Source organism: Actinocorallia sp. API 0066 (genome assembly GCF_020991275.1).
Lineage (GTDB): Bacteria > Actinomycetota > Actinomycetes > Streptosporangiales > Streptosporangiaceae > Actinocorallia.
On the sequence record NZ_JAJLQY010000006.1, the window covers coordinates 139,858 to 159,662 of the forward strand.

General features: G+C 72.5%; 16 protein-coding genes. 2 read left to right on the forward strand and 14 right to left on the reverse strand.

The genetic code is table 11. From position 1 onward, the window contains the following. The first annotated feature begins 134 nt into the window (after positions 1-134). On the forward strand, positions 135-3,323 hold the full coding sequence (gene ileS, locus LO762_RS16795) for an isoleucine--tRNA ligase (protein ID WP_230616245.1): 3,189 nt from the start codon (positions 135-137) through the stop codon (positions 3,321-3,323). Positions 3,324-3,431: 108 nt separating this feature from the next. Further along, positions 3,432-4,082: a DUF1707 domain-containing protein gene (locus LO762_RS16800; RefSeq protein WP_230616247.1), complete on the forward strand. Its 651-nt coding sequence runs from the start codon at positions 3,432-3,434 to the stop codon at positions 4,080-4,082. 58 nt (positions 4,083-4,140) lie between these two features. Here LO762_RS16800 and LO762_RS16805 read toward each other — a convergent pair whose 3' ends face one another. The 14 genes from LO762_RS16805 to LO762_RS16870 all read right to left on the reverse strand — a co-directional run bounded on the left by LO762_RS16805 (position 4,141) and on the right by LO762_RS16870 (position 19,765). After that, the gene (locus LO762_RS16805) at positions 4,141-5,508 is read right to left on the reverse strand and encodes a hypothetical protein (RefSeq protein ID WP_230616249.1); all 1,368 of its coding nucleotides are present in this window, start codon (positions 5,506-5,508) and stop codon (positions 4,141-4,143) included. Positions 5,509-5,751: 243 nt separating this feature from the next. After that, on the reverse strand, positions 5,752-6,636 hold the full coding sequence (locus LO762_RS16810; RefSeq protein WP_230616251.1) for a DivIVA domain-containing protein: 885 nt from the start codon (positions 6,634-6,636) through the stop codon (positions 5,752-5,754). Between the two features lie 71 nt (positions 6,637-6,707). Next, entirely contained in the window at positions 6,708-6,986 is a 279-nt protein-coding gene (locus LO762_RS16815; protein WP_308104036.1) for a YggT family protein, read from the reverse strand. A gap of 48 nt (positions 6,987-7,034) precedes the next feature. Further along, positions 7,035-7,523, reverse strand: a complete 489-nt coding sequence (locus LO762_RS16820; RefSeq protein WP_230616253.1) for a cell division protein SepF — start codon at positions 7,521-7,523, stop codon at positions 7,035-7,037. Positions 7,524-7,607: 84 nt separating this feature from the next. Then, positions 7,608-8,309: a YggS family pyridoxal phosphate-dependent enzyme gene (locus LO762_RS16825; RefSeq protein WP_230616255.1), complete on the reverse strand. Its 702-nt coding sequence runs from the start codon at positions 8,307-8,309 to the stop codon at positions 7,608-7,610. 7 nt (positions 8,310-8,316) lie between these two features. Next, positions 8,317-9,600 carry a cell division protein FtsZ gene (gene ftsZ / locus LO762_RS16830; protein ID WP_230616257.1) on the reverse strand — a complete coding sequence of 428 codons (1,284 nt, stop codon included), beginning with the start codon at positions 9,598-9,600 and terminating at the stop codon, positions 8,317-8,319. 190 nt (positions 9,601-9,790) lie between these two features. After that, complete coding sequence (locus LO762_RS16835; protein ID WP_230616259.1) at positions 9,791-10,528, reverse strand: cell division protein FtsQ/DivIB; 738 nt, start codon at positions 10,526-10,528, stop codon at positions 9,791-9,793. A gap of 53 nt (positions 10,529-10,581) precedes the next feature. Then, positions 10,582-11,973, reverse strand: coding sequence for a UDP-N-acetylmuramate--L-alanine ligase (murC, locus tag LO762_RS16840; RefSeq protein WP_230616261.1), 1,392 nt, complete (start codon positions 11,971-11,973; stop codon positions 10,582-10,584). A 34-nt stretch (positions 11,974-12,007) separates the two neighbouring features. After that, entirely contained in the window at positions 12,008-13,096 is a 1,089-nt protein-coding gene (gene murG, locus LO762_RS16845; protein ID WP_230616264.1) for an undecaprenyldiphospho-muramoylpentapeptide beta-N-acetylglucosaminyltransferase, read from the reverse strand. Positions 13,097-13,145: 49 nt separating this feature from the next. After that, the gene (ftsW, locus tag LO762_RS16850) at positions 13,146-14,411 is read right to left on the reverse strand and encodes a putative lipid II flippase FtsW (protein ID WP_374201569.1); all 1,266 of its coding nucleotides are present in this window, start codon (positions 14,409-14,411) and stop codon (positions 13,146-13,148) included. Then, complete coding sequence (murD, locus tag LO762_RS16855; protein ID WP_230616266.1) at positions 14,408-15,808, reverse strand: UDP-N-acetylmuramoyl-L-alanine--D-glutamate ligase; 1,401 nt, start codon at positions 15,806-15,808, stop codon at positions 14,408-14,410. Before murD ends, ftsW begins: the two co-directional genes overlap by 4 nt. After that, positions 15,808-16,881, reverse strand: coding sequence for a phospho-N-acetylmuramoyl-pentapeptide-transferase (gene mraY / locus LO762_RS16860; RefSeq protein ID WP_230616268.1), 1,074 nt, complete (start codon positions 16,879-16,881; stop codon positions 15,808-15,810). The genes murD and mraY overlap by 1 nt, the downstream gene beginning before the upstream one ends. Then, a complete protein-coding gene (murF, locus tag LO762_RS16865) occupies positions 16,878-18,269 on the reverse strand; it encodes a UDP-N-acetylmuramoyl-tripeptide--D-alanyl-D-alanine ligase (protein ID WP_230616270.1) in 1,392 nt (463 codons plus the stop codon). The genes mraY and murF overlap by 4 nt, the downstream gene beginning before the upstream one ends. After that, complete coding sequence (locus tag LO762_RS16870) at positions 18,266-19,765, reverse strand: UDP-N-acetylmuramoyl-L-alanyl-D-glutamate--2,6-diaminopimelate ligase (RefSeq protein ID WP_230616272.1); 1,500 nt, start codon at positions 19,763-19,765, stop codon at positions 18,266-18,268. Before LO762_RS16870 ends, murF begins: the two co-directional genes overlap by 4 nt. Positions 19,766-19,805: the final 40 nt, after the last annotated feature.

A 19,805-nucleotide genomic window follows, 5' to 3' on the forward strand; every position in this document is an offset into this window, starting at 1 on the left:
AGCCGCCGGAAGAACAGCACCGGGGAGTCCCGGAGCCCAGTAGAACCGGCAGCCGGACGTAACGAAGCGGGTCGCGTACGCGCGGCCAAGAGGGGTGGTACCGCGGCCCGCCCAGGGTCGTCCCTTCAGGACTCATGTCATATCCGACTCCGGTCTTGAAAGGTGCGACCGCCGTGTCCTTCCGACCCCTGCCCGCCCAGGTGGATCTGCCCGCCCTCGAACGCGACCTGCTGCGCCGGTGGCAGGACGAGAAGATCTTCCAGCGCTCCCTCGACCGCAACGAGGGCGGCCCCGGCTGGGTCTTCTACGAGGGCCCGCCCACCGCCAACGGCATGCCCGGCGTGCACCACGTCGAGGCCCGCGTCTTCAAGGACGTCTTCCCCCGGTTCAAGACCATGCAGGGCTACCACGTGCCCCGCAAGGCCGGCTGGGACTGCCACGGCCTGCCCGTCGAGGTCGCCGTGGAGAAGGAGCTCGGCCTGTCCGGCAAGCCCCAGATCGAGGCGTACGGCATCGCCGAGTTCAACGAGCGCTGCCGCGCGTCCGTCATGCGGCACACCGACGCGTTCGAGGAACTGACCGAGCGGATGGGCTACTGGACGGACCTCGCGGGCGCCTACCGCACGATGGACCCGTCCTACGTCGAGTCCGTGTGGTGGTCCCTGAAGGTCATCTGGGACAAGGGCCTCCTGTTCCGCGACCACCGGATCACGCCCTACTGTCCGCGCTGCGGCACCGGCCTGTCCGACCACGAGCTGGGCCAGCCCGGCGGCTACGAGACGGTCTCCTCCCCCTCGGTCTACGTGCGGATGCCCGTCACGTCCGGCCGCTTCGAGGGCGCCGACCTGCTCATCTGGACGACCACCCCGTGGACCCTCGTCTCCAACACCGCCGTCGCGGTGCACCCCGAGGTCACCTACGTCGTCGCCGAGAAGGAGGGCGAGCGGCCCGTCATCGTCGCCGAGCCTCTGGTGGCGTCCGCGCTCGGCGAGGGCTGGACCGTCCGGGAGTCCTTCCAGGGCACCGAGCTGGAGCGCACCCCCTACGCCCGGCCGTTCGACCTCGTGGAGCTGCCCGGCGCGCACTTCGTCCTCCTCGCGGACTACGTGACGGTCGAGGACGGTACCGGGCTCGTCCACCAGGCCCCCGCGTTCGGCGCCGACGACCTCCAGACCTGCAAGCGGTACGGCCTGCCCGTCGTCAACCCGATCGGCCCGGACGGCCGCTTCCTGGACGACGTCCCGCTCGTCGGAGGCGTGCTGTTCAAGGACGCCGACGAAAGGCTGACCGAGGACCTGCGCGCGCGCGGCCTGCTCTTCCGGGGCGCCCACTTCGAGCACAGCTACCCGCACTGCTGGCGCTGCCACTCCGCGCTGCTTTACTACGCGCTGCCCGCCTGGTACATCCGCACGACGGCCGTCAAGGACGCCCTGCTGCGCGAGAACGAGGGCACCAGCTGGTACCCGGAGACGATCAAGGAGGGCCGCTACGGCGAGTGGCTCCGCAACAACGTGGACTGGTCGCTGTCCCGCTCCCGCTACTGGGGCACGCCCCTGCCGCTGTGGCTGTGCCCGGACGAGCACGTCACCTGCGTCGGCTCCCTCAAGGAGCTGTCGGAGCTGGCCGGGGAGGACCACTCCGGCCTCGACCCGCACCGGCCCTTCGTGGACGACGTCACCTTCGACTGCCCGGCCTGCGGCCAGACCGCGACCCGCGTCCCCGACGTCATCGACGCCTGGTACGACTCGGGCTCCATGCCGTTCGCTCAGCACGGCGCGCCTTACACGAACCTGGCCGAGTTCGAAGCCAACTACCCGGCCCAGTTCATCTGCGAGGCGACCGACCAGACACGCGGCTGGTTCTACTCGCTCATGGCCGTCGGCACCCTCGTCTTCGACAAGTCGTCGTACGAGAACGTGCTGTGCCTCGGGCTGATCCTCGCCGAGGACGGCCGCAAGATGTCCAAGCACCTGGGCAACGTGCTCCAGCCGCTCCCCCTCATGGACCGGCACGGCGCCGACGCGCTGCGCTGGTTCATGGCCTGCTCCGGCTCCCCGTGGGCGGCCCGGCGCGTCGGCCACGCCGCCCTTGAGGAGATCGTCCGGAAGGTCCTGCTGACCTACTGGAACACCGCGTCCTTCTTCGTCCTGTACGCCAACGCCGCGGCCGCGCAGGGTGCCGCGTGGACCCCGGCCCGCCTCGCCGAGGCCCCCGCCCCCGCCGACCGCCCGCTCCTGGACCGCTGGGCCCTCGCCGAACTGCACCGCACGACGGCCGAGGTCACCGCCGCGCTGGAGGACTTCGACACCCAGACCGCGGGCCGCCGCCTCGCCGAGTTCGTCGACGACCTGTCGAACTGGTACGTGCGCCGCTCCCGCCGCCGCTTCTGGGAGGGCCCGACGACGCCGGAGAACAGCTCCGCCTTCGCCACCCTCTACGAGTGCCTGGAGACCCTCACCCGCCTCATGTCCCCGCTCGTCCCGTTCGTCACCGACCACGTGTGGGACGTGATCAGGCCCGAGGGCGCGCCGGAGTCCGTCCACCTCACCGCGTGGCCCAAGGCCGACGAGGAACTCCTGGACGCGAACCTGACCGCCCAGATGGCCCTCGTCCGCCGCCTGGTGGATCTCGGCCGGGCGGCCCGCACCTCCTCGTCCGTGCGGATCCGCCAGCCCCTGGGCCGTGCCCTCGTCGGCGCGCCCGGCTGGGCCGCCCTCCCAGACGCGCTGCGCGCCCAGATCGCCGAGGAGCTCAACGTCGGCGCCTTCGAGGAGCTGTCCTCGATCGGCGGCGACCTCGTCGAGTACGAGGTCAAGCCGAACTTCCGCGAGCTGGGCAAGCGGCACGCCAAGCAGACCCCGCTGGTGGCCAAGGCGATCACCGCGGCCGACCCGGCCTCCCTGGTGACGAACCTGCGCGCGCGCGGCACGTTCGCCGTGGACGTGCCGGAGGTCGGCGTCGTGGAGCTGGGCCCCGGCGACGTCATCGTCACCGAGCGGCCCCGCTCGGGCTGGGCGGTGGAGTCGGCGGGCGGCGAGACCCTCGCGCTCGACCTGGAGATCACGCCGGAGCTGCGCCGGGCGGGACTGGCCCGTGAGGCCGTCCGGATGATCCAGGACGCGCGCAAGCAGTCCGGTCTTGAGGTCACCGACCGGATCGCCCTGGTCTGGCGGACCTCCGACGCCGAGCTGGCCGAGGCGCTCCGCGCCCACGGCAAGGAGATCGCGGGCGAGGTCCTCGCCGACTCCCTCGTCGAAGGCGACGCCGAGCCCACGCACACCGACACCGAACTGGGCCTGGCGTTCACGCTGACCCGTAGCTGACGCTCTCGGGGTGGGCCCCTAGGGGCCCACCCCGGGACCTCCCTGGCATTTCCCCCATCTCGGCTTCGCCCGCTTGGCCGCGATCTTCGTCTTTGCGATAGTGAAGGGGTGGACCTGGAGAAGAAGCCTGACCTGCGCGCGTCGGACGCCGACCGGGACGCGGTCGCCGGGCTCCTCGGGGAGGCCCTGGCCGAAGGCCGGCTGACGCCCGAGGAACACGCCGAGCGCCTCGACCTGCTGTACGCGGCCAAGACCTACGCCGACCTCGAACCCCTCACCGCCGACCTGCCCTCGCACGGCGCCCAGCCCCGCGTCTCCCTCGTCAAGCGGGAACCGGAGCCCGTCCCGCCGTCGCGCCGCCCGAGCTCCATCACGACGGTCCTCAGCGGCGCCGACCGCAAGGGACGCTGGCTGGTCGAACCGCACACCACGATCACCTGCGTGCTCGGCGGCGTCGATCTCGACTTCCGCGAGGCGGTGCTGTCCCAGCGCGAGGTCGTCGTGGACGTCAACTGCGTGCTCGGCGGCGTCGACGTGAAGCTGCCGCCCGGCGTGCGCGTCGAGGTGGACGTCATGGCGATCCTCGGCGGCGCCGACGACCCCAGGAACGACACGGTCGACCCGAACGCCCCCATCATCCGCTTCACCGGATTCGTCCTGCTCGGCGGCCTCAGCTTCAAGCGCAAGCTCCCCCGCGAGCAGCGCAGGGAACTCCGCCGCCAGCGCCGCGAGAAGATCCGCCGCGACCTCGGCCTCTGACCCCCGGGGACGGAGAAGGCCCGCGCCGCAGGGGCACGGGCCGTTCCGGGTTCGGGTGTCAGACGGCCGGTTCCTTGTCGGGCTGGCAGACCAGGCACGGGGTGCAGCCGCGCTCCTTGGCCTCGGTCCTGGGCAGCGACTCCAGGTCCTCGTCGTCCTCGCCGATGTCCTCGATCAGGGCGCACTCGGGCCGGTGGTAGCGCTTGGTGCCGGACAGGATCCGCACCAGCGGCCCGCTCCCGGCGGGCGGCTCGGCGGCCACCGGCGACTCGGGCTCCCGCGACTCCGGCACGCTCACCTGCGGCACGGCCGGGACGGGCGGGGCGGGTTCGACGACGGGCTCGGCGGGCGCCGGGGCGGGCGCGGGCACCGTGGCGCGCGGCTCGACCTCGGGCTCCTCGGCGACGACGGTGTCGCCCGACCGGGCGATCGGCTCGGCGGCGACGGGCTCCACGACCCGCTTCCACCGGCCCTCGGCGGGCTCGTCCGCGACGGGCTCGACCGGCCCGTCCAGCGGCCCAGGCCCGAACGTGGTGGGCACCCAGTCGGTGACGGTGTCGGCGACGGGCGCGGCCGACGGCGCCGACGACCCGGCCGGGTCGGCCACGGCGTGCCACGGCTCCACGGGGTCGGTGGTGAAGGATCCGCCGCGCGGCGGCTCGGCGGCCGACGCGCGGGGCGGCTCGGCCGGGAAGGTCTCGGTGCGGCCCGTCTCAAACGGCGTCCCGAAGCCCTCAGCGCGCCGCTCGGCGGAGAACGGCTCGGCGCCGGAAGTGGTGGCCGGGAACGCCTCGGTGCGGGCGGCTCCGGCGAGATACGGGTCGGCGGGGGCGCCCAGGTAGGGGCTGTCGTGGACCGTTTCGACGGAGGCGTCGGGGCCCTCGGCGAGGGAGGTACCGCCGTCCGCCGGACCGGCCGTGGCGCGCGCCGCCAGGGCGGTGTCCGGCAGACAGGCGGTGCAGGGGCTGAACCCCTCCTCCTGCGCCTCGACGTAGGTGAGCTCCTCGGTGGGCCGGCCGGCCAACTGCCGGCAGGTGTCGAGGTGGTAGCGCTTGCGGCCGGGGACGACGTGCACGAGCGCGTCGTCGGGGACCTGCGCGGACGGCATCGGGAACGCCTGCGGCATCGGGTCGTCCGGCTCTTCGGGCTCCTCGGCCGTCCGGGCCGCCGCCTGGCGCGCCGCCCTGCCCGTGGGCCGGGACTTCGCGACCGGCTTGGCCGGCCGTGCGGGCACGGTGCCGAACAGCTCCCTGCGGCGCAGGAAGACCCCGATGGCCAGGCAGAGGAACGACACGATGCTGACGGCGATCGAGATATAGATGAGCTGGAGCCCGTGCAGGCCCAGCACCGCCTCGTCCTGGACGACGATCCCCGCCACCAGCAACGCGATCGCGCCGATCACGAGCAGGCCACTCAGGATGATCACAAGGTCTCCCTACTCCCCGGTCCCCGGTATGCGCGGCGGCGTCTCCCGGCAACCGAAGAAACGGCAGCCCCGGGCCCGGTGCGGACGGGCTGCCGGTGAGCGGGATCACCACCGAGCAGCACCCTATAGCCTGACGGCGCCGACGCATGTCAGGCCGGGATCGCCGTGTCCGCGGAAGGCCACGCCGCCCACCGCACACACGTCCGTCCTCGGCGCGCCCCGGTCAGTGCCCGGAGAACGCGCTCAGCGCCGGTCCTGCGGGGGCTCGCCCACGTGGAACGCGCCGGTGCCGCCGTGCTGCGCCTCCGACGGGGGCGGGAACGGCGTCGGCCCGGTCACCACGGGCGCGGACTGGGTCGCGCCGGCGTGCGCGGGCACCGCGACGGGCTGGGGACCCGTCAGGGAAGGCTGGAAGCTCTCCCCGCCCGCTTCGAGGTCGCGCAACTGGCCTTCCAGGTAAGCCTTGAGCCTGCTGCGGTACTCGCGCTCGAACGCGCGCAGGTCGTCCACCCGACGCTCCAGCTCCTCACGCTGCTGCACGAGCGAGCCCATGACCTGGCGGTGCCGCTCCTGGGCGTCGCGGTCGAGCTGCTCGGCGCGCGACCGGGCCTCGGAGACGATCTGGTCAGCCGAACGGCGCGCCTTGCCGAGGATGTCCTCGGCCTCACGGCGGGCCCGGCCCAGGTGCTCGTCGGCCTCACGGCGGGCGTCGGCGATCGCCTGGTCGGCGGTCTGCTGCGCCAGCGCCAGCACGCGCGCCGCGGTGTCCATGTTGTCCTCGGTGGACGGGCGCTGCTCGATCTGCGAGGCGGCGTGCTGGGTCAGGCCGCCCATGCCGACCGGCTCAACCTGCGGCTGCTGCATCGGCGGCTGCTGCTGGAGCATCGGCTCGGGCATCGGCGGGGCGAGATCGGGCTTGGGCTCAACGATCGGCGCCGCCATGGCCGGGACCTTGCCGCGCAGGCACTCGGCGAGCTTGGCCCGCAGCTCCTCGTTCTCCTGGATCAGGCGGTCGAGCTCGGCCTCGACCTCATCAAGGAAGGCGTCGACCTCTTCCTCGTCATAACCAGGCCGCAGCCTGGTCGTACTGAACTGCTTGTTCCGCACATCCGCGGGTGTCAGCGGCATGTTGGTCTCCTTGGCGCGCTTGGAGTCTGTCCCCAGGACGGTATCCGATCAAAGTCCCACGGCGAAGACGATCACGTCGTCAGTGCACCGACCACCCTGATGAGGATCAAGACGATCAGGAACAGCACCATGAAACTCAGGTCGAGACTCACGTTACCCAATCGCAACGGTTTGAAGATACGCCTCAGCCGCACGAGGATCGGCTCAGTGATCGTCCAGATCGGCTCTGCGAACAGGAGGACGACTCCCTTGGGCCGCCAAGGCTGCCTCGACGTGCTCTCCGCGTACAACTTGAGGTAATCCAGGACCAGCCTGCCGATCAGGACCAGCAGGAACAGATACAGGATCACCGTCAGAACGGCTCCAACGACTGTCACGGACACTCTCGCATGTGGCTGTCAGCTTTGGTTGAAGAATCCGCGTTCTGCCATCCTCGCCTTGTCTTCGGCGGTGACCTCGACGTTGGCGGGGGACAGCAGGAACACCTTGTTCGTAACACGCTCGATGCTCCCATGGAGCCCGAACACGAGGCCGGCCGCGAAGTCGACGAGCCGCTTGGCGTCACTGTCGACCATCTCGGTGAGGTTCATGATCACCGGAGTGCCCTCGCGGAAGCGCTCGCCGATGGTCCGGGCCTCGTTGTACGTCCTGGGATGAAGCGTAGTGATACGCGTCAAATCCGGCGACGCCGGCTGGGTGCGCTCCTGCGCCGGCACGGGGGGCTCGGAGGAGAGCTGCGCGGTGGCGTCGTCGTCCACGGGCTGGCGGCGGCGCTGGACGGCCTGCTCGCCGTCGACGTCGTCGTAGTCCTCGTAGTCGTCGTAGTCGTAGCGGTCGTCCTCGACGAGGCCGAGATAGACCGCCATCTTGCGCATCGCGCTGGCCATGGACCCCTCCGATCCGAATATCCGTCCAGAGTGTCCTGTTTCGACCCTCTTGTCGGACGGCGTCCGCTACCTACAGGCCGGACATTACCCGACGATTGCCCGCCTGCCGCCGAGCAACGCCGTACCGATGCGGACGTGTGTCGCACCACAGGCGATGGCCTCGGTGAGGTCTCCGCTCATTCCCGCGGAGATGGTCGACGCGCCGGGGTGGTCCGCCCGGACCGCCGCGGCGATCTCGGCGAGCCGCGCGAACGCGGGCCCGGGGTCCTCCCCGAGCGGCGCGACCGCCATCACCCCGCCGAGTGCGAGCCCCGGGGCCGCGGCGATCGCCTCGGCCAGCGCCGGGACGTCCTCCACCCTCGCCCCGCCCCTGCCGTCCGCCTCCGGCGGGTCGAGCGACACCTGCACCAGGCACCTGACGGGCTCGGCCCGTCCGGCGGCCTCGGCGGACAGCGCGCCGACCAGCCGTGGGCGGTCCACCGAGTGGACCACGGACGCGTACCTCAGCACCGACTTCACCTTGTTCGTCTGGAGCCGGCCCACGAAGTGCCAGGTCAGCGGAAGATCACGGCATTCGGCGGCCTTGGGGCCCGCCTCCTGGTCCCGGTTCTCCCCGATGTCGGTCACCCCGAGCCCGGCGAGCAGCCTGACGTCGGCGGCCGGACGGGTCTTGGTCACCGCGACGAGCGTGATCTCCGACGGGTCGCGGCCCGCCTTGTCGCACGCCACCGCGATCCGCTCCCGGACGCCGGTGAGGGCCTCCGCGAGTTCCTGTTCCCGGGTCACCGCGCGGCTACTTCAGGAAGTCCGGAACGTCGATGATCTCGTCCTCGAACTCGACCGGCGGGGTGCGCCGCCGCACGGGCTCGCCGCCGAAGAACTTGTCCATCCGGGTCACCGCGGGCGGCTCCGAAGCGGGCCGCGGCACCTTGGCGTGGCCGTCCTCGAACTCCGCCTCGTCCTGCTCGGCCTGGGCCTGCGCGGGCTCGCGCTCCTCGACCGCGCCGCCCTGCGCGGGCGGGGCGGCGGGGTCGGCCGTGGACGCCACCGGTTTGGCGGCGGCCTCGGTGACGGTCGGCCGTGGCGGCGGTGGCGGGAGTTTTTTGGCCTCCGGTTCGGGGGCGACGGGCTGGAGCTCGTCGAAGCCCGCGGCGATGACCGTCACGCGGACCTCGTCGCCGAGCGCGTCGTCGATGACCGCGCCGAAGATGATGTTGGCGTCCGGGGCGGCGGCGTTGGACACGAGCTGCGCGGCCTCGTTGATCTCGAAGAGGCCGAGGTCGGATCCGCCGGAGATCGACAGCAGCACCCCATGGGCGCCGTCGATGCTGGCCTCCAGCAGCGGGCTGGAGATCGCCATCTCGGCGGCGGCCACCGAGCGGTCGTCGCCGCGGGCGGAGCCGATGCCCATGAGGGCCGAGCCCGCGCCGGACATGACGGACTTGACGTCCGCGAAGTCGAGGTTGATCAGGCCGGGGGTGGTGATGAGGTCGGTGATGCCCTGGACACCGGACAGGAGCACCTGGTCGGCCGCCTTGAACGCGTCGAGCACGCTCACCTGGCGGTCGGAGATCGACAGCAGCCTGTCATTGGGGATGACGATGAGGGTGTCGACCTCGTCGCGGAGGGTCTCTATTCCGGCCTCCGCCTGCATGGCGCGGCGCTTGCCCTCGAAGCTGAACGGACGGGTGACCACACCGATGGTCAGCGCGCCGAGCGACCTGGCGACGTTCGCGACGACGGGGGCGCCGCCGGTGCCGGTGCCGCCGCCCTCGCCCGCGGTGACGAAGACCATGTCGGCGCCCTTGAGCACCTCCTCGATCTCCTCGCGGTGGTCCTCGGCGGCCTTGCGCCCGACGTCGGGGTTGGCGCCCGCGCCGAGACCGCGGGTCAGCTCGCGGCCCACGTCGAGCTTGACGTCGGCGTCGCTCATGAGCAGCGCCTGGGCGTCGGTGTTGATCGCGATGAACTCGACGCCCTTGAGCCCCTCTTCGATCATCCGGTTGACGGCATTGACACCGCCGCCGCCGATGCCGACGACTTTGATGACCGCGAGGTAGTTCTGCGGTGCTGCCACGGTGAGGGGCCTTTCCGCTAGCTTGTTGTCCGGACTAACCTTTACCCTCTACTTGAGGCTTACAGTTATGTAAACCTCAGGGCTGCTAGGGACAGTAGGGCCGCCCCCCATCAGGGTCAACTAACGGACCCTTGAGCAAATCGGCGTGTCGTACTGCGCGCCGCTCGCCCCGATTCGTGGGAATTGCAGTTCATCTGGTAGTGACCACGCCCGACGCGCTCACATCGATCGTCCGGGCCGCCTTCCCCGCCTTCGTGGAAAGCAGCGTCTCCAACAATTTGATCTTCTCCGGAGCGCGTTCCGCCGCACCCCAGACCACGGCGAGTCCACTGTCCAGCCTGAGCAGTACCGTTTCCGGCCCCGGCGCCTCGACCGTCGTCAGGCGGGCCCGCCACCTGGGCGGCAGGTCGCGCAGCACCGCGAGGCCCGCGCGGGTCGCGGGGTCGCCAGCCCCCGGCGCGGCGACGACGAGTTCGGGCAGATCACGGGGCCTGCGGGGTCCGGTGAGAACTGTCACACCGAATCTATCGAGTTGCGCGTATTGTCCCTGCCACCCGACGGCCGCCACGGGCTCCCGCTCCACCACGCTGATCACCAGCGTCGTCGGCCAGGACCGCCGCGCCTTCACCGACTCGACCTCGCGCACCGCCGCGATCCGCCGCTCGACCGCGCCGACGTCCAGCCGCGCCATCGGGGTGCCGACCGGAACCCGCGCCACGTCGAGCACCTGCTGGCGGCTCAGCAGCGAAAGGCCGCGCACCTCGACGTCGCGGACGACGAGGAGCCGGGAGCCGAGCACCACCCAGGAGGCGGCGCCGATGAGGGCGGCGAGCAGCAGCAGGACGAACAGCATCTTCCAGCGGTCGCGGCCGCGCGGCGCGGGGGGCGCGTCGGGACGGGTGCGGGCGGACGGGGACGTGTGCGGCATGTCCCGATGATGGCCTCGCGGCCCCGCCGTCCCGTCGCCCGACACGCCGCCGCTCAGCCGAGCAGGCGCAGGATCTCGGGGCCGAGCGTGGTGACGTCGCCCGCGCCCGCCGTGATGACGACGTCACCGGGCCGGGTCAGCGCGACGACGTCCACGGCGGCGGCGGCGAAGTCCGGAAGGTAGTGGACCTCGGCCGCGCCCGCCGGGACGGCGTCGGCGATGAGCCGGCCCGTCACGCCGGGCTCGGGGTCCTCGCGCGCGCCGTACACGTCGAGCACGACGGCGACGTCAGAGGCGGCCAGGGCGGCGCCGAACTCGGCGGCGAAGAACCGGGTCCTGCTGTACAGGTGCGGCTGGAAGACGGTGACGATCCTGCCGTGGCCGCGCTCCCCCACGTAGTCGCGGGTGGCCGACAGGTCGGCGGTCAGCTCGGTCGGGTGGTGGGCGTAGCTGTCGAAGACCTGGACTCCCCCGGCCTCGCCCTTGGCCTCAAGCCGTCGCCGCGCCCCGCCGAACGAGGACAGGCCCTTGACGACCGCCTCCAGGTCGGCGCCCAGCGCGCGCGCGACGCCCACGACGGCTCCGGCGTTGAGCGCGTTGTGCCGTCCCGGGACGGCCAGGGCGACCTCGCCGACGCCCGACAGCTGGAAGGTCGAGCCGAGCCCGCGCGGGGTGAACCCGGTGACGCGAAGGTCGGCGTCCTCGGCGACGCCGTAGGTGATGACCCGGGGGGCCGCCGAAACCAGCTCCCGGACCACGGGGTCGTCGATCCCGGCGACCAGGACGCCGCCCGGCTCGATCCGCTCGACGAACCGGGCGAAGTTCTCCTTCACCTCGGCGAAGCCGCCGTAGTTGTCCAGGTGGTCGGCTTCCACGTTGGTGATGACCGCGACGTGCGGGGTGTACATGAGGAAGGAGCCGTCGCTCTCGTCGGCCTCGGCGGCGAACACGTCGCCGCCGCCCTCGTCGGCGCCCAGGCCGGTGGTGACGAGCTGGCCGCCGATGCAGTACGACGGGTCGAGCCCGGCGGCCTGGAGCGCCACCGTGAGCATCGAGGTCGTGGTCGTCTTGCCGTGGGTGCCCGCGACCGCGACGGCGCGGCGCCCCACCATGAGGGAGGCGAGCGCGGCGGCCCGGTGCAGCACCCGCAGACCGCGCTCGCGGGCGGCGACGAGCTCGGGGTTGGTGTCGCGGATCGCGGTGGAGACGACGACGGTGTCGGCGTCGCCCAGGTACGCCGCGTCGTGGCCGACGTGCACCCGGGCGCCCAGGTCGGCGAGCTCGCGCAGGATCTCCGAGTCGCGGGCGTCGCTGCCGGACACCGCCATGCCGCGCGCCAGCATGATCCGGGCGATCCCGGACATCCCCGCGCCGCCGATCGCGATGAAGTGGACACGACCGAGCCCTTCGGCGGGCACGACGTCGACGGGGCTGACCAGACTCACGGGCGTTCTACCTTCTTCGACGGGCTGCGTTGGGTCACCGCGCGGCGCGGACGACCTCGAAGACCATACGCGCCAGCGTCATGTCGGCGTCGCGGCGGCCCATCGAGGCGGCCGCCTCGGACATCCGGACGACCCGGTCGGCGTCGTTGAGGATCGGGAGCACGTTGTCGACGATCCACTGGGGGTTCAGGGCGTTGTCCTCGACCATGAGGCCGCCGCCCGCGTTGACGATGGGCGCCGCGTTCAGGGACTGCTCGCCGTTGCCGATGGGCAGCGGCACGTAGGCGGCGGGCAGCCCGACGGCCGACAGCTCCGCGCACGTCATCGCGCCGGAGCGGCACATGGCCAGGTCGGCGGCGGCGTAGGCGAGGTCCATCCGGTCGCAGTAGGGGATGGTGACGTACTGGGGGTCGCCGGGGCGGCCGGGCTCGGCCTCCTCGGTGTTCTTCTTGCCGACGATGTGCAGCACCTGCACGCCCGCCGCGCGGAAGGCGGGGGCGGCGGCGACGGCCGCCCGGTTGAGCGAGCGGGCGCCCTGGGAGCCGCCGAACACCAGCAGCGTCGGCAGGTCGGAGTCCAGGCCGAAGTAGCTGCGCGCCTTGTCGCCGATCGCGAGCCGGTCGAGTTCGGCGATCTGGCGGCGGATCGGGATGCCGACGAACTGGGCGTTGGGCAGCGGGGTGTCGGGGTGGGACACCGCGACGTGGTCGGTGAACCGGGCGCCGAGCTTGTTGGCGATGCCGGGCTTGGGGTTGGCCTCGTGCACCACGATGGGCACGTGGCGGCGGCGCGCGGCCAGGTAGGCGGGGCTGGCGACGTACCCGCCGAACCCGACGAGCACGTCGGCGCCGGTGCGGTCCAGCACCCCGGCCGCCGCGTTGATCGCGCTGTTCAGCCGGCCGGGGACGGCGAGCAGCTTGGGCGTGAGGGTGCGCGGCAGCGGGACGGGCGGGATCAGCGCCAGCTCGTACCCGCGCTGCGGCACCAGCGTGGTCTCCAGTCCCCGTTCGGTCCCCAGGCAGGTGATCCGGACGGACGGATCCATCCGCCGGAGCGCGTCGGCGAGGGCGAGCGCAGGCTCGATGTGACCGGCGGTGCCGCCACCGGCTAGGACAACCCTCATGACGCGACGACCTTTCTCGGTGGAGATCCGGGGATCTCGGACGGGGGGTTCATCTGGACCGGCCCAGACCCAGCCAGCTTAGAGCGCGCGCGCCCGGTCCGGGGCCACGAGCGGCGAGAGCCTGCCGGGCCCCCGGCTCCCGCTTGGCGAACGACAGCAGGACGCCCAGGCCGATCAGTGTGGGGATGAGCGCCGAGCCGCCGTAGGACACCAGCGGCAGCGGGATTCCGGTGATGGGTAGGACGTTGATCACCGCGCCGATGTTCACGATGGCCTGCACGACGACCCACGCGGTGATGCCGGTGGCGGCCAGCCGCATGAAGGTGTCGCGGACACGGCGGGCCACCCGGAGCCCGGCGTAGGCGAGCAGGCCGAAGAGGCTGAGCACGGTGAGCGTCCCGACGAGGCCGAGTTCCTCGCCGAGGACGGCGAAGATGAAGTCGGTGTCGCCGTGCGGGAGGTACTCCCACTTGGCGCGGCCCTCGCCCAGGCCCGTCCCGAACCAGCCGCCGGAGCCGAGGACGTACAGGCCCTGGTTGCTCTGGTAGTTGATGCCGAGGGGGTCGCCGGTGGAGTCGAGGAAGCCGGTGAGGCGCTGCATCCGGTAGGGCTCGACGACGATCAGGATGCTGGTGAGCAGGACGACGAGGCCGGTCATGCCGACGAACAGCCGGGCGGGCGCGCCGATCACCCACAGCAGCGCGAGGAAGATCGTGAAGACGACGAGGGTGGTGCCCAGGTCGTTGCCGAGCATGACGAGCAGCACGAGGATGCCCGCGCCCGGCATGAGGGGGATGAGGAGCTGCCGCCAGTCGTTCAGCATCCGCAGCTTGTCCTTGCGGGCGAGCAGGTCGGCGCCCCACAGCGCGAGGCCGAGCTTGGCGGGTTCGGACGGCTGGAGCTGGAACCCGCTGCCGAAGCTCAGCCACCGGGTGGCGCCGTTGGCGGAGTGGCCGAGCCCCGGCACGAGGACGAGGGCGAGCGCCAGCACCGACAGCAGCAGGATCGGGTAGGCGGCGACCCGGAAGAACCGGGGCGGCAGCATCGCGGTGACGGCCATCAGCGGCAGGCCGAGCGCCACCCATGTCGCCTGCTTCTGCAGCAGGGTGAACGCCGAGCCCGTCGACTTCAGCTGGGTCACCGACGACGCCGACAGCACCATGGTCAGGCCGAGCGCCAGCAGCAGCAGGGTGCAGCCGATGACGAGGTAGTAGGAGGTCAGGGGCCGGTCGAGCAGGCTCAGCGCGTGCGCGACCTGGGCGCGCGGACCCCGGCGCGGGGCCTCGTCCGCCGCCCCTCCGGCGGTGGCCGTCACGCCTCCGGTGTCCCGGTGTTTCCGGCGCTCCCGGCGCCGGGCAGGCGGCGCACGGCGGCGGCGAACGCGTCGCCGCGCGCGCCGTAGTTGGCGAACATGTCCATCGACGCCCCCGCCGGGGCCAGCAGCACGGTGTCGCCGGGACGGGCGAGGCGTGCCGCTTGGGTCACCACGAGATCCATCGCACCAGTGTCGGTCGCGGCGACCTCCACGACCGGGACATCCGGGGCGTGTCGCGCGAGCGCCGCGGCGATCTGGGCGCGGTCGGCGCCGAGCAGGACGGCGCCGCGCAGCCGGGGCGCGGCGTTCCGGACGAGGTCCTCGACGTCGGCGCCCTTGAGCAGCCCGCCCGCGATCCACACGATGTGCGCGTAGGCGGCCAGGGAGGCGGCGGCGGCGTGCGGGTTGGTCGCCTTGGAGTCGTCCACGTAGGCGACCTCGGTGACATCGGCGACGTGCGCGATGCGGTGCGGGTCGGGCCGGAAGGACCGGAGACCGTCCTTGACCGCCGCGTGGGAGACGCCGAGTGTTCGGGCGAGGGCGGCCGCCGCGAGGGCGTTGGCGACGTTGTGGGGGGCGAGCGGGACCACGTCGCCGAGCGCGGCGAGCTCCTCGGCGGAGCGGACCGGGTCCTCGGTCGTCGCGCGGTCGATCAGCAGGTCCTCGACGACGCCGAACTCGCCGGGCGCCGGGGTGCCGAGTGTGAACGCCTGGGCGCCGTCGCCCGCGAGCGCGACGGTCAGCGGGTCGTCGGCGTTGCAGATCCGGACGGTGCCGGGCCCATAGATCTTCGCCTTCGCCTCGCCGTACGCCGCGAGGCTGCCGTGCCAGTCCAGGTGGTCGGGCGCGAGGTTGAGGATCACGGCGGCGTGCGGGGCGAGCGTGGACGACCAGTGCAGCTGGTAGCTGGACAGCTCGACGGCCAGCACGTCGTGCCCGGCGGTGACGGCCTCCACGATCGGCTCGCCGACGTTGCCGACGGCGACCGCGTCCAGGCCCGCCGCGCGCAGGATCGACGTGAGCATCCGCACCGCCGTCGTCTTGCCGTTGGTGCCGGTGACCGCCAGCCACGGCGCCGCGCCCTCCTCCGGGCGCAGCCGCCAGGCCAGCTCCACCTCGCCGATCACCTCGACGCCCGCGTCGGCGGCGGCGACCAGCAGCGGCGCGGTCGGCTTCCAGCCGGGCGAGGTGACGACGAGCTGGGCGCCCTCGGGCAGGGTGTCGCCGTCGCCGAGCCGGAGGGTGACGCCGACGGCGCGCAGCTCCTGCCCGCCGTCGACCTCCGTGCGCGCGTCGACCCCGGTCACCACGGCGCCGCGCTCGGCGAGCACCCGGGCGGCGGCCCGGCCGGACACCCCGAGCCCGGCGACGACGACGCGCACGTCCTTGAAGTCCATTACTTGGGCACCCACTCCAGGTAGAACAGTCCGACGCCGGTCGCGACGCACAGGCCGCAGATCAGCCAGAACCGGACGACGATCGTGGTCTCCGCCCAGCCCGACATCTCGAAGTGGTGCTGGAGCGGCGCCATCTTGAACAATCGCTTGTTCTGGCCGAGCAGTCTCCCGCTCAGCTTGAACCAGCCGACCTGGAGGATCACCGACATGGTGATGAGGACGATCAGGCCGCCGAGGATGGCGAGCAGGATCTGGGTGCGGGTGGTGATGGCCAGGCCGACCAGGACGCCGCCGAGGGCCAGCGAGCCGGTGTCGCCCATGAAGATCTTGGCGGGCGGCGCGTTCCACCACAGGAAGCCGAAGCAGGCGCCGAGCACGGCGGCGGCGACGACCGCGAGGTCGAGGGGGTCGCGGACCCAGTAGCAGTGCGGCTCCAGGCTCTGCGCGCAGGACTGGCGGAACTGCCAGTTCCCGATGATCACGTAGGCGGCGAGGATCAGGCCGACGGTGCCGGAGGCGAGGCCGTCCAGGCCGTCGGTGAGGTTCACGCCGTTGGAGACGCCCTGGATCAGGATGAGCGCCCACACCACGAACAGGTACGGGCCGATGTTGGGCCCGAAGTCGCGCAGGAACGACAGGTAGGTGTCGGCCGGAGTGATCAGCATCTCGTTGGGGAACTGGAGGCACCCCACCGCGAAGATCACCCCGACGACGACGATGCCCGTCGCCTTCGCGCGGCTGCGCAGACCGAGGCTGCGCTGCTTGAAGACCTTGATGTAGTCGTCGACGAAGCCGACGATGCCCAGACCCGTCATGAGGAACAGCACGAGGCCCGCCGAGATCGTCGGCGTGGTCCAGGTGATCAGGTGCGCGCCCGCGTAGCCGAGCAGCGAACCGACCACGATCACGGTGCCGCCCATCGTGGGGGTGCCGCGCTTGCTGAGGTGTGTGGCCACACCGTCTTCGCGGATCATCTGGCCGTAGCCGAGGCGTACCACCAGGCGGATCCACAGGGGGGTGCCGAGCAGCCCGATGAAGAGGGCGATGCCGCTCGCCAGGATCACATTGTTCACGCCGAAGCCTCCGGGGGGGCGGCCGCGAGCAGTGCCTGGGCCACCCGTTCCAGGCCCGCGACCCGGGAGCCCTTGACGAGCACCACGTCCTGCGGGCCCAGCCGTTCGCCCAGCACGGCCACGGCCGTACCGACGTCATCCACCTGTACGCACTCTCCGTTCCATGTCCCGGCGCGCTTGGCCCCCTCCAGGACGGGGGCCGCGTCCGGGCCTACCGCGATCAGACCGGTCACGCCGCTCCGCGCGGCATGTTGTCCGATCTTCTCGTGTTCCGCAACGGCGGCGGCACCCAACTCGGCCATCGGGCCGAGGACCGCGAACGTCCGACGGCCTCCCGCCATCCGGGCGAGCGCGTCCAGGGCGGCGCGCACCGACTCGGGGTTGGCGTTGTAGGCGTCATTGATCACGGTGAGGCCGTCCGCCCTGCGGGTGACCTCCATCCGCCATCTGCTGACCGGCACGGCGGCCGACAGGGCCGTCGCGACGGCGTCCAGGGGCAGTCCCACGGCCCGCGCGGCGGCGGCCGCGGCGAGCGCGTTGGCGACGGCGTGCGCGCCGTGCAGGCGCAGGCCGACCGCTGCGGTGCCCTCGGGGGTGACGAGGGTGAAGGACGCCCTGCCCTCGTCGTCGTAGACCTCGTCGGCGGCGCGCACCTCGGCCGCGGCGTCCCTGCCGTAGAAGACGACGGGCGCCTCGGTGCGCGAGGCCATCGCCGCGACGAGCGGGTCGTCGGCGTTGAGCACCGCGACGCCGCCGACGTCGAGCGCCTCGACCAGCTCGCCCTTGGCCTGCGCGACCGCCTCGCGGCTGCCGAACTCACCGAGGTGGGCGGTGCCGACGTTGAGGACGACGCCGACGCGCGGCCTGGCGATGTCGGTGAGGTAGCGGATGTGGCCGATGCCGCGCGCGCTCTTCTCCAGCACCAGGTACCGGGTGGCGGGACCAGCCTGCAGGACGGTCAGCGGATGGCCGATCTCGTTGTTGAACGACCCGGCGGGCGCGACCGTCGGCCCGGCGACGGCGAACACCTGGGCCATGAGGTCCTTGGTGGAGGTCTTGCCGGACGACCCGGTGACGCCGACCACCGTCAGGTCCGGCAGCAGGCCGAGAACGCCGTGCGCGAGGCGGCCCAGCGCCGTCACCACGTCGGGGACGACGACCGTGGGGACGCCGCGCACCGGGCGGGCGCCGAGCACCGCGACGGCGCCGCGCTCGACGGCGCCGGGCGCGTAGTCGTGGCCGTCGGCGTTCTCGCCGGGCAGCGCCACGAACAGGGAGCCCGGCCCCGCCTGCCGCGAGTCGATGACGACGGGGCCGGTGACGGTGGCGGCGCCGTGCGCCTCGCCCCCGGCCAGCCCCGCGATCCGCTCCAGGGCGAGTTCGATCACTGCCGCTCCCTGATGGCCTTGGCGAGGACCTCGCGGTCGTCGAACGGGACGACCCGCCCGCGAGCATACTGGCCGCGCTCGTGCCCCTTGCCCGCGACGACGAGCACGTCGCCCCTGCGGGCCCGGCTCACCGCGAGGTCGATCGCGGCGGCCCTGTCGGGTTCGACCACAAGGTGGCCGCGCTCGTCCTCGGGGACCTTCAGCGCGCCCTCGACCATCGCGGCGAGGATCGCCAGGGGGTCCTCCGAGCGCGGGTTGTCGTCGGTGAACACCACGAGGTCGGCGAGCCGGACGGCGGCCTCGCCCATGAGGGGGCGTTTTCCCCGGTCGCGGTCGCCGCCGCAGCCCAGCACGATGACCAGCCGTCCCTCGGTGACCGGGCGCAGCGTGTCCAGGACCGCCTGGACGGCGCCCGGCTTGTGCGCGTAGTCGACCAGGGCGGCGAAGTCCTGGCCCTCGTCCACCCGCTCCATCCGGCCCGGCACGCCCGGCATCGCGGCGATCCCGCCGACGATCCGCTGGAGCGGCAGGCCCGCCTCGACCAGCGCGACGATCGCGCCGAGCGTGTTGGCCACGTTGAACGGACCGGCCAGGCCCACCCGCACGTCGGCCTCGATGCCGAGCGGGCCGACGATCCTGAACGAACTGCCCAGCGCGTCCAGGCGCACCTCCTCGGCACGCCAGTCGGCCGAGCGGTCGCCGCCCGGCGAGAACGTGGTGACGGGCACCCCGGCGCGGGCCACCAGCTCGCGGCCCCACGGGTCGTCGGTGTTGACGACGCCGACCCGGCTGCGCTCCGGCGTGAACAGCGCCGCCTTCGCGCCGAAGTAGTCGCGCATCGTCGGGTGGTAGTCGAGGTGGTCCTGCGACAGGTTGGTGAACAGGGCGACGTCGAACACCGCGCCGCCGACCCTGCCCTGGTCCAGCGCGTGGCTGGACACCTCCATCGCCATCGCGCCGATCCCGTGCTCGCGCGCGGCGGCCAGGATCGCGTGCAGGTCGGTGGACTCGGGGGTGGTGAGCGACGACGGCAGGCGCTCGCCCGCCAGACGCGTCTCCACGGTGCCGATGACGCCCGCGGGCAGGCCCGCGCCGTCCATGCCCGCCTCCAGGATGTAGGCGGTCGTCGTCTTGCCGCTGGTGCCGGTGACGCCGATCAGCAGGAGGCTCGCGGCCGGGTCGCCGTACACGTAGGCGGCGGCCTCGCCCAGCACCGGCCGGACGGCCCTGACGACGAGCACGGGCAGGCCCGTCGCCTCGGCCTCCGCCCTGCCCTCGGCGTCGGTCAGGATCGCCGTGGCGCCCGCGTCGGCCGCCCGCGCGGCGAAGTGGGCGCCGTGGAACCGTGCCCCGGGGAGCGCGGCGTACAGGTCGCCAGGACGGACCTGGCGGGAGTCGTGGGTGATCCCGGAGACCTCGCCCGCGCCCCGCCACCGCACCCCCAGCCGCTCGGCGAGGCCGGACAGCGGCCGCGCCGGATTGCTCGTAGGACGCATCAGGTAACTCTCTCGTGCGGACATCGCTCTGTGGGACGCC

Bases quoted from the DNA above. Each gene is read 5' to 3' on its own strand.
- ileS (WP_230616245.1), top strand. From the start codon at position 135: ATGTCATATCCGACTCCGGTCTTGAAAGGTGCGACCGCCGTGTCCTTC.
- LO762_RS16810 (WP_230616251.1), bottom strand. From the start codon at position 6,636: ATGCCGCTGACACCCGCGGATGTGCGGAACAAGCAGTTCAGTACGACC.
- LO762_RS16820 (WP_230616253.1), bottom strand. From the start codon at position 7,523: ATGGCCAGCGCGATGCGCAAGATGGCGGTCTATCTCGGCCTCGTCGAG.
- LO762_RS16835 (WP_230616259.1), bottom strand. From the start codon at position 10,528: ATGCCGCACACGTCCCCGTCCGCCCGCACCCGTCCCGACGCGCCCCCC.
- murG (WP_230616264.1), bottom strand. From the start codon at position 13,096: ATGAGGGTTGTCCTAGCCGGTGGCGGCACCGCCGGTCACATCGAGCCT.
- murD (WP_230616266.1), bottom strand. From the start codon at position 15,808: ATGGACTTCAAGGACGTGCGCGTCGTCGTCGCCGGGCTCGGGGTGTCC.
- LO762_RS16870 (WP_230616272.1), bottom strand. From the start codon at position 19,765: ATGCGTCCTACGAGCAATCCGGCGCGGCCGCTGTCCGGCCTCGCCGAG.